Annotated in this window: 12 protein-coding genes; 8 read left to right on the top strand and 4 right to left on the bottom strand. The window is 71.4% G+C overall.

Annotated elements, in window-relative coordinates; genetic code table 11:
• Nucleotides 1-351: 351 nt before the first annotated feature.
• The 3 genes from ACZ7G3_RS15600 to ACZ7G3_RS15590 form a co-directional block, all read right to left on the bottom strand.
• Complete coding sequence (locus ACZ7G3_RS15600) at nt 352-1,464, bottom strand: substrate-binding domain-containing protein (RefSeq protein ID WP_470925995.1); 1,113 nt, start codon at nt 1,462-1,464, stop codon at nt 352-354.
• A gap of 306 nt (nt 1,465-1,770) precedes the next feature.
• Nucleotides 1,771-2,145: an MmcQ/YjbR family DNA-binding protein gene (locus tag ACZ7G3_RS15595; protein ID WP_426598053.1), complete on the bottom strand. Its 375-nt coding sequence runs from the start codon at nt 2,143-2,145 to the stop codon at nt 1,771-1,773.
• Nucleotides 2,142-2,540: an MmcQ/YjbR family DNA-binding protein gene (locus tag ACZ7G3_RS15590; RefSeq protein ID WP_470925993.1), complete on the bottom strand. Its 399-nt coding sequence runs from the start codon at nt 2,538-2,540 to the stop codon at nt 2,142-2,144. The genes ACZ7G3_RS15595 and ACZ7G3_RS15590 overlap by 4 nt, the downstream gene beginning before the upstream one ends.
• Nucleotides 2,541-2,899: 359 nt before the next feature.
• Between ACZ7G3_RS15590 and ACZ7G3_RS15585 the strand changes: the two genes are divergently transcribed.
• The 8 genes from ACZ7G3_RS15585 (at nt 2,900) to ACZ7G3_RS15550 (ending at nt 11,103) form a co-directional block, all read left to right on the top strand.
• Nucleotides 2,900-4,075 (top strand): serine hydrolase domain-containing protein, encoded by a 1,176-nt coding sequence (locus ACZ7G3_RS15585; RefSeq protein WP_470925991.1) that lies wholly within the window; start codon nt 2,900-2,902, stop codon nt 4,073-4,075.
• A gap of 321 nt (nt 4,076-4,396) precedes the next feature.
• The gene (dhaK, locus tag ACZ7G3_RS15580; RefSeq protein WP_470925989.1) at nt 4,397-5,389 is read left to right on the top strand and encodes a dihydroxyacetone kinase subunit DhaK; all 993 of its coding nucleotides are present in this window, start codon (nt 4,397-4,399) and stop codon (nt 5,387-5,389) included.
• A 48-nt stretch (nt 5,390-5,437) separates the two neighbouring features.
• Nucleotides 5,438-6,034, top strand: coding sequence for a dihydroxyacetone kinase subunit DhaL (gene dhaL / locus ACZ7G3_RS15575; protein WP_470925987.1), 597 nt, complete (start codon nt 5,438-5,440; stop codon nt 6,032-6,034).
• Entirely contained in the window at nt 6,031-6,441 is a 411-nt protein-coding gene (locus tag ACZ7G3_RS15570) for a PTS-dependent dihydroxyacetone kinase phosphotransferase subunit DhaM (protein WP_426521688.1), read from the top strand. Before dhaL ends, ACZ7G3_RS15570 begins: the two co-directional genes overlap by 4 nt.
• A gap of 196 nt (nt 6,442-6,637) precedes the next feature.
• Entirely contained in the window at nt 6,638-7,801 is a 1,164-nt protein-coding gene (locus ACZ7G3_RS15565) for a Gfo/Idh/MocA family protein (protein WP_470925984.1), read from the top strand.
• An 88-nt stretch (nt 7,802-7,889) separates the two neighbouring features.
• On the top strand, nt 7,890-9,062 hold the full coding sequence (locus ACZ7G3_RS15560) for a phytanoyl-CoA dioxygenase family protein (RefSeq protein WP_470925982.1): 1,173 nt from the start codon (nt 7,890-7,892) through the stop codon (nt 9,060-9,062).
• On the top strand, nt 9,059-9,835 hold the full coding sequence (locus tag ACZ7G3_RS15555) for an SDR family oxidoreductase (RefSeq protein ID WP_470925980.1): 777 nt from the start codon (nt 9,059-9,061) through the stop codon (nt 9,833-9,835). The genes ACZ7G3_RS15560 and ACZ7G3_RS15555 overlap by 4 nt, the downstream gene beginning before the upstream one ends.
• 263 nt (nt 9,836-10,098) lie before the next feature.
• A complete protein-coding gene (locus ACZ7G3_RS15550) occupies nt 10,099-11,103 on the top strand; it encodes a Gfo/Idh/MocA family protein (RefSeq protein ID WP_470925979.1) in 1,005 nt (334 codons plus the stop codon).
• A gap of 39 nt (nt 11,104-11,142) precedes the next feature.
• Here the strand turns inward: ACZ7G3_RS15550 and ACZ7G3_RS15545 are convergent, their stop codons facing one another.
• Nucleotides 11,143-11,556 carry a VOC family protein gene (locus tag ACZ7G3_RS15545; protein WP_426598160.1) on the bottom strand — a complete coding sequence of 138 codons (414 nt, stop codon included), beginning with the start codon at nt 11,554-11,556 and terminating at the stop codon, nt 11,143-11,145.
• Nucleotides 11,557-11,578 lie beyond the last annotated feature (22 nt).

Genomic DNA, 11,578 nt, shown 5'->3' with positions numbered 1-11,578 from the left:
ACCGCAGCCGGGACCGGCCGGAACGTGCCTCGAAACCCGACTGCTCATCACCACCGGAGCAGTGGGCTTGGTCCGCATGGGGTACGAGGCTCCCCCCTCTGTCTCAGAACACGGGCACACGCGTCCGGCGGAACCCGCCCGGAACACGCTGCATCAGGAATAGAGGTCCCACGTATGCGATCACCAGACCTGAAACCAAAAGCGAAGAAAATCGATCAACATCGCACATTGATTTAGGGGGTATTTGCACCGGAAAGCGCGGAGAGTGGCTTCACCCCTCTCAAGGCTGTGAGGTGAACCGTCCTTTTCGTCGGGGAGCGCGTACGACGGGACGCGCCGCTCGGCCGCCGTTCACAGCGGCTCCGGTGTCGGCACGGTGCCGCAGGATTCCCGGACCACCACGTTCGGCCAGAGCTCGAGCCGGTGGACCGGCCACTCCTCGCCGACCTCGGCCACCTTCGCCAGCGCCAGTTCCGCCGCAAGCACGCCGAGACGGTACTTCTGCGGCCTCACCGCGGTCAGCGGCGGGTCGGACGCTGCTCCGATCTCGTCGTCGTACGTCACAATGGCCAGATCGTGCGGAACGCTGATGCCCAGTTCACGGCCCTGCTCGATCAGGCCGATGGCTTCACGGTCCGAGTGCACCAGCAACGAGCGCACTCCCCGACCACGGCACCACTCGAGCACGTCCGTGTACGACTCCGCCCATCCTGCAGATCCGTAGGAGGGCACCTCCATGTCGAGCCCTTCGTGGGACTCGAGTCCGAGCACGTCCACCGCGTCCTGCCACCCGGCACGCAGCGCCTTGCTCGTGGGGCTCCGGTGGGTGGTGATCAGCGCGATGCGGTGGTGCCCGAGCGTCACGAGATGGCGCACCGCCAGGCCCGCGCCCAGCGCATGGGCGGTCATCACGGCGTCCAGCGCGAGGGTGGCCAGTTCCTGAGGCGGGCGGCGCTCGACGAGGACGACGGGCACGGTGAGCGAGCGGAGCCAGCGCAGGAGTTCCATGGCAGCAGTCCCGGCCGTGGTGGGGGCGACGAGAAGAGCCTGGACACCCCGTTCCAGGAGGGCGTTGACCTGCCGCCGGTCCTCGGCCGGATCCTCCCAGCGGGAGGCCCGCATGACGAGCCGGCCCCGGGCGGCGGCCACGGCGGTGTGCGCGCCCTGGATGACGGGCGGCCAGTAGTACTCGACGGACGGCACCACCATGCCCACCAGGGCGTGAGTCGCCATGGGGCCGTACGTGCCGGGGACTCCCCGCGTCTGGGGCGTCTGGGCTCTGTGCGGCAGGGCTATCCCGCCGTGAACGCGCTGCACCAGCCCTCGGTCGGCGAGCAACGTCACGTCCCTGCGTACCGTCACGGGCGTGACACCCAACTGCTCCACGAGATCCGCCAGACGCACCGTGCCGTGCTTGCGCACCGCGGCGAGGATCCTCTCCTGACGCTCGGCCGCCAAAGGCATCGTGGGCACCCCTTCGAACCGTGCCGCTGTCTGCGGCAGGGCAGTCGATATCACGGCTGTCGGTGACGGGCGACGTCGCTGCTCGGCGTCCGCCGCCGGTCGACCGCATCGTCGCATGACGCCCGACCGTCAGGACACAGTCCGCCGGGGACGAGAACTCCGCACCCGTTCACCTGTGGTTGCCTCCGGACGAGTCCGTTCGCCTGGTCGCGCGGGTGTCCACGGTGGTTCTGCCAAGGCGGGGCGCGCCCATGTCGTCGACGCCTCGGTGATGCCGTTCAGTCGGGCGGTGTCCGGTCGTCCCGGCTACTGGCCCGCTTCCCGGGGGCGCCGCTTGCTCGGCACAGATTCCAGGACGAGGTCATAGGAATGGCCGACGAGATCCTTCACCGTCCCCGTGGTGATGTCCTGGCCCGCGCTCACGGAGATCCAGTGCCGCTTGTCGAGGTAGCGCCCGGGACCGACGCAGTCGTGTTCCTGTCGCAGGGACCACGCACGGTCAGGCTCGGCCTTGACGGTGATGATCTGCTCGTCGGGGTCGTCCGTGACGATCAGGAAGACCTTCCCCGCCACCTTGTAGACATCCAGCTTCTCGGTGAACGGGCGCCCGTTGCTGACGCCGGGCAGCTTGTTCGCGGTACCGCGCGCGACATCCTGGAGCCGCTTTCCGGTGATCGTCATCGTCGCGCAGCCCCGGCGTGGGCGCCGTACGTTTCCGGATCGACCGGCTGGTCCGACCGGGGAAGGTTGCCGACCACGAGCCGGTAGGACTCCGTGACGAGCTCCTTGACCAGCTTCTTGTCGATCGAGTCGCCGGCCTCCAGCGTGATCCAGTGCTTCTTGTTCATGTGGTAGCCGGGGGTGACGTCTGTGTGCGTCTCGCGCAGGGCCTCAGCCTCACTCGGCTCCGACTTCAGGATCACGACCGGTCGACCGGGCACGCTGGTCATGAGCATGAACACCTTGCCGCCTACCTTGAAGACCTCCCAGTCGGGGCCGAACGGATGCTCCAGCCGGGCTCCGGGGAGTTGCTCCGCGCACTCGGCGGCGTACGTCTGCAAGGACGATCCGTTCATGAGTGTTCCTTGCTCGGGTGGTGGACGTCCGGGGCGTCGGCCACGGACGCGGACGGCACACCCCATCTTGTCCCTGAAACGGCCGGTGCGGCCACCGCCCCGGCCAGGCCGGTCAGCACGTACACCGCGAAGCTCGCGCGCAGCAGCCGACGCACGTTCGTCGGCGGCTCGTCGTGCCGGTGCCCCGCCGACGCGACGAGCCCGGCCGCCAGCGCCTTTCTGCTGTTCGGAGGCCGATCCCGTGTAGAAGCTCAGTGGTGATGCCGGATACCTGGTGCGCTTGTCCATCCGGCCGACCCCCGTTCACAAGGGGCGTACCCCGGATGGTTGCCGGCCCTTGTCGTTCCTAGCCTCAGGTCATGATCTTTCGCCGTGTGTGGTTGTCAACTGCGGTGCTCGCGCTGGCCGTGTCGTCTCTGCCGTCCGCTGCCGCTTCGGCCGCGCCACGCCCCTCCGGCACGGGTTGGTCCGTGCAGCGTGACGCCGACGCGCTGCGGGACACCGGGGTCACCGGAGTGGCGGTCCGCCTGGAGACCCCGCGCCGGACCATCACGGTTCGTTCCGGAGTGAGGGACCTGGTCACTCGTCGCCCGGTCTCGAACGACGGCCACCTGCGCCTGGGCAGCACCACCAAAACGTTCGTCGCCACCGTCGTCCTGCAACTGGTGGGTGAGAAGCGGATCTCCCTCGAGCAGACGGTGGAGCAGCTGCTGCCCGGGGTCGTGTCCGGAAACGGAAACGACGGCCGGACCATCACCGTCCGCGACCTGCTGCAACACACCAGCGGCCTGTCCGACTACATCTACGACGTCTTCCCCGACCCCAGTGCCCAGACCTACTTCGCCGACCGATGGCGCGCCTACCGGCCCGAAGAACTGGTCGCCCTGGCCGTGCGCCACAAGCCGGACTTCCCGGCCGGCACTCGCTGGGCGTACTCCAACACGAACTACGTACTCGCCGGAATGATCACCGAGAAGATCACCGGCCGCACCTGGGAACGGCAGGTCCACGACCGCATCCTGCGCCCCCTCGGCCTGCAGCACACCGACACCCCAGGCACAAGGCCCTTCCTCCCTCATCCCCACACGGCCAACTACCAGCAGTTCACCGTGGACGGCCCGATGGTCGACACCACGATCCCCTACCGTCCCTTCGACAGCGGGGCCGACGGCTCGATGACCGGCACGGCCCGCGACCTCAACCGCTTCTTCACCGCCCTGGCCAACGGACGGCTGCTGAAGCCCGCCGAGCTCACAGCCATGCGGACCACGGTCCCGGTGCCAGAGGACAGTGGTCACCCGGCAGACACGCGAGACGGCCTGGGCCTGTTCTTCACGCCCCTGTCCTGCGGCGGCGGTTACCTCGGGCATGGAGGAAGCGGCTTCGGGTACGTCATCCGGGCAGCGACAACCACGGACGGCCGGCGCACGATCACCGTCTCCGCGCACAGCCGCTCGGCGGACCCTCGGACCGCCGCCCGTCAGGAAGACGCACTGCGCAATCTCATCGACCACGCGCTGTGCCGCAGCACATGACCACCGTGCACTCGGCACCGCGGTCAGGCCCTTCGCGCCGCACGGTGCAGGCGGCAGCCGCCCCCGCCTCCCGGGCGCGTCTGAGTGCCCGGGCACGTGACCTTCGCTCCCGCAAGGTCGATACTTCCGGCAGGAGGACTCCCGTCCCTCCTCGTCCGGCCGCCCAGTAACCCTGACGTACCGTCACCGACATCGGCATCAGTACCGCCAGACCCCGCTCGAGACCGCTACGGACCGCCAGGACCAAGAACTGGCAACACCCACTCTCACCAGCAAAAACGCAGGTCATGACCCGTCTACTACTCTTCCCCGGAGGTACCAGTGAGGATGCTCATCAACGTCCCGGAGACCGTGGTCGCGGACGCGCTGCGCGGTATGGCCTCGGCCCATCCCGAGTTGGCCGTGGATGTCGAGAACAGGGTGATCGTGCGGCGGGACGCTCCCGTGGCCGGCAAGGTCGCCCTGGTGTCGGGGGGCGGCTCCGGGCACGAACCGCTGCACGGCGGGTTCGTGGGTCCCGGGATGCTGTCGGCGGCCTGCCCGGGTGAGGTGTTCACCTCGCCGGTGCCTGACCAGATGGTGCGGGCGGCGGCCGCCGTGGACAGCGGGGCCGGGGTGCTGTTCGTCGTCAAGAACTACACCGGTGACGTGCTCAACTTCGACATGGCCGCCGAGCTGGCCGAGGACGAGGGCATCCAGGTCGCCAAGGTACTGGTCAACGACGACGTGGCGGTGACGGACAGCCTCTACACGGCCGGGCGCCGGGGCACGGGAGCGACGCTGTTCGTGGAGAAGATCGCCGGGGCCGCGGCGGACGAGGGCCGGCCGCTGGAACGGGTGGAGGCGATCGCCCGTCAGGTGAACGACAGCTCCCGCAGCTTCGGTGTCGCGCTCGGCGCCTGCACCACACCGGCCAAGGGCAGCCCGACCTTCGACCTGCCGGCCGGGGAACTGGAGCTCGGCATCGGGATCCACGGCGAGCCCGGTCGGGAGCGGCGCCCGATGATGACCTCGGGTGAGATCGCCGAGGCCGCCGTGGACGCTGTCCTGACCGACCTCGACCCGCGCAACCCCGTCCTGGTCCTGGTCAACGGCATGGGCGCGACGCCGCTGCTGGAGCTGTACGGCTTCAACGCCGAGGTGCAGCGCGTACTGGGCGAGCGCGGTGTCGCCGTCGCCCGCACCCTCGTCGGAAACTACGTCACCTCGCTGGACATGGCGGGGGCCTCGGTCACCCTGTGCGAGATCGACGAGGAGTTGCTCGGACTCTGGGACGCGCCGGTGAAGACACCGGGACTGAGGTGGGGCATGTGACGGCGAACGGGGAAGGGATCGCAAGTACCTACCAGGCAAGGAGATCCTGTGCTCGACGCCGACTTCTTCCGCCGTTGGATGACGGCGACCGCCGCGTTGGTCGACCGCGAGGCGGAACGGCTCACCGCCCTCGACTCGCCGATCGGTGACGCCGACCACGGCAGCAACCTCCAGCGCGGGTTCACGGCCGTGACGGCCACGCTGGACAAGGAGGCGCCCGGCACGCCCGGCGCGGTACTGACCCTCGCCGGACGGCAGCTCATCTCCACGGTCGGCGGCGCCTCGGGGCCGCTGTACGGGACGCTGCTGCGCCGTACCGGCAAGGCGCTCGGGGACGCCGCCGAGGTGAGTCCGGAGCAGCTGGCCGAGGCGCTGCGGACAGGGGTGGACGCCGTCCGGACGCTCGGGGGTGCCGCGCCGGGCGACAAGACCATGATCGACGCACTGGTGCCCGCCGTGGACGCCCTCGGCGACTCGTTCGCCGCCGCCCGCGCCGCGGCCGACGAGGGGGCCGCGGCCACCGTGCCCCTGCAGGCCCGCAAGGGCAGGGCGAGCTATCTCGGCGAGCGCAGCATCGGGCACCAGGACCCCGGGGCGACCTCGGCGGCACTGCTCGTCGCCGCACTGGAGGAGGCGGCCCGGTGAGTGACGAGAAGCTGGTCGGGATCGTGCTGGTGTCGCACAGCGCCGAGGTCGCCGCGTCCGTGGCCGAGTTGGCGAAGGGCCTGGCGGGTGGTGGCGCGGCCGTGCCCGTCGCCGCGGCGGGCGGGACCGCCTCCGGCGGGTTCGGCACCAGCTCCGAGCTGGTCTCCGCCGCTGCCGCGTCCGTGGACCGGGGCGCGGGAGTCGCCGTCCTCACCGACCTCGGCAGCGCGGTGCTCACCGTCAAGGCGCTGCTCGCCGAGGGCGACGAACTCCCGGACGGCACCCGTCTGGTGGACGCCCCCTTCGTCGAGGGCGCGGTGGCCGCGGTGGTCACGGCGTCGACGGGCGCCGGCCTCGCGGCCGTGGAGGCGGCGGCGGAGGAGGCGTATTCCTACCGGAAGGTTTAGGAGAAGGCGGCCGGTCCGGACGTCCGGGCGGGGGCCGGGAACGTGTCGCCGGTCTCCAGCGGGTCCGGGACTGGGGGCGAGGGCCGGGGTGTCCCGCTCCCGCCGGGCATTTGTCCTGTCAAAAGGTTGACATGATGCCGATGCCCGCCCCAGGGTGGGCGGGACAGAGCAGGGACCGGTCCGAAGAGGGGCTCTCATGGTGGATGCGCTCGGTGTCGCCGTCGTCGGTTTCGGCTGGATGGGCCGGGTGCACACCCAGGCGTACGCCCGTGTCCGGCACCACTACCCGCGACTCGCCCTGCGTCCGGAGCTGGTCACGGTCGCCGAGGAAGTGCCGGGGCGCGCGGAGGAGGCCGCCGCGCAGTTCGGGTTCGCGTCGACGACCCGGGACTGGCGCGACGTGGCCGGCGACCCGCGGGTGGGGGCGGTCAGCATCACCGCCCCCAACTTCCTGCACCGCGAGATCGCCGTCGCGATGGCCGAGGCCGGCAAGCACATCTGGATCGAGAAGCCGGTCGGCCTGACCGCCGAGGACGCCCGGGCGGTGGCGGACGCGGTCGCCAAGGCCGGAGTCCAGGGCGCGGTCGGCTTCAACTACCGCAACGCGCCCGCCGTGGAGGCCGCCCGCGACCTGATCGCCGCCGGGGAGATCGGCGCCGTCACCCATGCCCGCATCCGCCTCTTCAGCGACTACGCCGCTCATCCGGAGGGGGCGTTGACGTGGCGTTACGAACGGGCGCGCGGTGGCAGCGGGGTGCTCGGCGACCTGGCCTCGCACGGCGCGGACCTGGCCCGGTTCCTCCTCGGCGACATCGCGTCCCTGACCGCGGACACGGCGGTCTTCCTGCCGGAGCGGGCCCGCCCGACCGCCGCGACCGCCGGCCACGCGCGGGCCTCGGGCGGCGAGTCGGGCCCGGTCGAGAACGAGGACTACGTCAGCTGCCTGCTGCGCTTCGCCTCCGGCGCCCGCGGTGTCCTGGAGGCCTGCCGGGTCTCGGTCGGCGAGCAGAACAACTACGGTTTCGAGGTGCACGGCACCACGGGCGCGGTGTTCTGGGACTTCCGCCGTATGAACGAGCTGGGCGTCAGCCGCGGCACGGCCTATCAGGACCAGCCGGTCAGCACGGTCTACGTCGGCCCGGCGCACGGCGAGTTCGCCGCCTTCCAGCCGGGGGCCGCGAACGCCATGGGCTACGACGACCTCAAGGTGGTGGAGGCCCACCGTTTCCTGCGCTCCATCGCGGAGGGAACCCCGTACGGCGCCACCCTGCCGGACGCCGTGCGCAGTGCGGAGGTACTGGACGCGATGGCGCGGTCGGCGGAGCGGGGTGCCTGGGTCGAGGTGTGTCCCCAGATGTGAGACGGGACCTCCGGCGAAGCACCGCGCCCCGCACTGAACGCCTCCTCTTCCCCCTCCCCGCACCGCTCCCTCACCGAAGGTGACGCCGATGCCCGCCACTCACGCCCCCTCCCACCGTGCCTGGCTGTCCCAGCAGGACTGCGACCTCGACACCTTCCGTACGCTCGTCGAGCAGCCGACCGACCCCGCCGCGCACCCGCGGGCCACCGCCGTGGAGCAGAACGTCCCCGTGTACGACGCGGGCCGGCTGCGCGACGACCCGGGGACGGCGGCCGAACTCGTCCACGCCCTCGCCGACGGCCCCGGCATCATCGTCCTCAAGGGCGCCTTCCCGGACACGGCGGTCGTCGACCGGGCCACCGCCGTGTTCGAGGCGCTGATCGCCGGGCAGCGTGCCTCGGGTGCCACCGCCGGCGACCACTTCGCCGCACCGGGGGCCAACGACCGGGTGTGGAACGCGCTGGAGAAGGCCGCCCTGCACGACCCCGACACGTTCGCCGACTACTACGCCAACCACGCGCTCGCCCTCGTCTGCCGGGCCTGGCTCGGCCCCGGCTACCAGGTCACCTCGCAGATCAACGTGATCAACCCGGGCGGCGCCGCCCAGACGGCGCACCGCGACTACCACCTCGGTTTCCTCTCGGACGAGGCCGCGGCGGCCTACCCGGCGCACGTGCACCGCCTCTCCCCCGTCCTCACGCTCCAGGGCGCGGTCGCGCACTGCGACATGCCGGTGGAGTCGGGCCCCACGATGTATCTGCCGCACTCCCAGAAGTACGAGCCGGGCTACCTGGCCTGGCGGCTCCCCGACTTCCGGGCCTACTTCGAGGCGCACCACGTGCAGCTGCCCCTCGCCAAGGGCGACGCGGTGTTCTTCAACCCCGCGCTGTTCCACGCGGCAGGCACCAACCGCTCGTCGGACATCCGCCGCATGGCCAACCTGTTGCAGGTCTCCTCCGCGTTCGGCCGGGCGATGGAGACCGTGGACCGGGAGGCGGTGGTCGACGCGGTCTACCCGGTGCTGCTCAAACGCAAGGCCGTGGGCGTGGGCGAGCGGTGGCTGGAGAACGTGGTCGCCGCGAGCGCGGAGGGCTACCCCTTCCCCACCGACCTCGACAGCGATCCGCCCGTGGACGGTCTGGCCCCTCCGTCCCAGGCGGACGTGGTGCGGCGGGCGCTGCGTGAAGAATGGACGCCGCAGGCGCTCGGCGCCCGGTTGCGGGCCGGCTCCGGGCGCCGGACGAGCCGGGGGACGCGATGACGCTTCTCGACGGCAAGGTCGTCCTGGTCAACGGCGGAAGCCAGGGCGTCGGCGCCGCGATCGCCCGGGCCGCCGTCCGTGAGGGTGCGGTCGTGGCGGTCACCGGGCGGCGGCCGGAACCCGGCGAGGCCCTGGTTGCCGAACTGACGGCGGCCGGCGGCAAGGCACTGTTCGTACGGGCCGACCTGGCGGACGCCGGGCAGGCGAAGGCCTCCGTGGGCCATGCGGTGGAGGTGTACGGCCGTGTCGACTGCCTCGTCAACTCGGCGGGGCTGACCTCCCGGGGGACGCTGCTGGACACCACGCCCGAGCTGTTCGACCAGCACATCGCGGTCAACCTCAGGGCGCCGTTCTTCGCGATGCAGGCGGCGGTGGCGGACATGGTGGGCCGGGGCGCGCCCGGCACCGTCGTCAACATCATCACGTCGTCGGCGCACGGCGGTCAGCCCTTCCTGGCGCCGTACGTCGCCGCCAAGGCCGGCCTGGTGGGCCTGACCAGGAACGCCGCCCACGCGCACCGTTTCGACCGGGTGCGGATCAACGGCCTGAACATCGGCTGGACGGCGACCGAGGGCGAGGACGCGACCCAGCGTGCCTTCCACGGCGCCGGGGACGACTGGCGCGAGCAGGCCGCCTCTCGGCTGCCGATGGGGAAGCTCGGGCAGCCGGAGGAGATCGCCGACTTCGTGGTCCTGCTGCTGTCGGACCGGTCCGGGGTGGTCACGGGCTCGGTGATCGACTGGGACCAGAACGTCCTGGGCGGCCTGGACTGAGTACGCGTGCCCGGCACGGCAACCACGCACCGCGTGCCCGGCACCCCTTACCGCGCACCGCGGGCCCGACACGGCACCACGCACCGCCGGCCCGGCACCCCTACCACGCACCGCGGGCCCGACACGGCAACCACGCACCGCCGGCCCGGCACCCCTACCACGCACCGCGGGCCCGACACGGCAACCACGCATCGCCGGCCCGGCACCCCTACCACGCACCGCGGGCCCCACACGGCAACCACGCACAAGGAGCAACGAGAACCATGCGCATCGGAATCCTCGGCCTCGGCCGCATCGGCGCCTTCCACGCCGAGACCCTCGCCGCCTTGGACGCCGTCGACTCGCTCGTCGTCGCCGACCCGTTCTCGGACGCCGCGACAGCGGCCGCCGAGCGGTTCGGCGCCGAGATCGCGGACTCTCCCGAGGCGGTGCTGGCCGCCGGGGTGGACGGCGTGGTGGTCGCGGCGGCGACCGACGCCCACCCGGTCCTGATCCGCACCGCCGTGGAGGCCGGGGTCCCCGTCTTCTGCGAGAAGCCCGTCGCCCGCACCATGACGGAGGGCGTGGAGGTGCTCAAGGCGGTCGCGGGTCACGACGTGCCCGTGCAGATCGGCTACAACCGCCGCTTCGACGCCGCCTTCGTCGCCGCACGGGCGGCCGTCCAGGCCGGTGAGCTGGGCAAGCTGCACACCGTGCGGTCGACCACGCTGGACCCGGCGCCGCCGCCGGCCGCGTACATCGCCGCTTCCGGCGGCATCTTCCGCGACTGCTCGGTGCACGACTTCGACGTCATCCGCTGGGTGACGGGCCGCGAGGTCATCGAGGTGTACGCCGTCGGCGGCAACCGGGGTGCCGACTTCATCCGGGAGGCGGGCGACGCGGACACCACCGGCGCGGTCCTCACCCTGGACGACGGCACGATCGCCGTGGTCTCCAACAGCCGTCACAACGCGCGCGGTTACGACGTCCGTATGGAGATCCACGGCTTCGCGGACTCCATCGCGGTCGGCCTGGAGGACAAGCTGCCGCTGCGCTCGGTCGAGCCCGGCGCCACCTTCCCGGCGGGCACCCCGCACGACTTCTTCATGGACCGCTTCGCCGCCGCCTACCGCGCCGAGCTGACCGCGTTCACCGAGGTCGTCGCAGGGGCCCGCCCCTCTCCCTGCACGATCGAGGACGCGCTGGAGGCGGGCTGGATCGCCGAGGCGTGCACGCTGTCGCTGCGGGAGCACCGTCCCGTGACGGTCGCGGAGGTGCGGCGGGGCTGAAGCGGACCAGGCGGACCGGCGGGCCGGCGGGCCTAGTGGTCAGCCCGCCGGCTCGCTGATGTTCACCATCCAGGGGACGCCGAACCGGTCCGTGCACATGCCGAAGACGTCCCCCCACATCTGCTTCTCCAGCGGTACGGCGACGGTGCCGCCGGCGGACAGCTTCTCCCAGTAGCCGCGCAGCTCGGTCTCGTCGTCGCCGCTGAGGCTCACCGAGAAGTTGGTGCCCGGGGTGTACTCCATGCCGGGCGGGGTGTCCGAGGCCATCAGGGTGAAGCCGCTCGGCGTCTCCAGCATGCCGTGCATGATCTTGTCGGCTTCCGGGGCGTCGGCGTCGCCGAACGCTCCGAAGGTGTTGAGCGCGAGGGTCCCGCCGAAGACCTGCTCGTAGAACTCCATCGCCTGGCGGGCGTCGCCGTCGAAACTGAGATACGGGTTGAGGCGCGAGGCCATGTCAACCTCCCGGAACGGGATG

The organism is Streptomyces sp. NPDC037271, assembly GCF_055603605.1.
The sequence above is the reverse complement of the archived record's forward strand: the minus strand, read 5'-3'. Positions and strand labels throughout refer to the sequence as shown.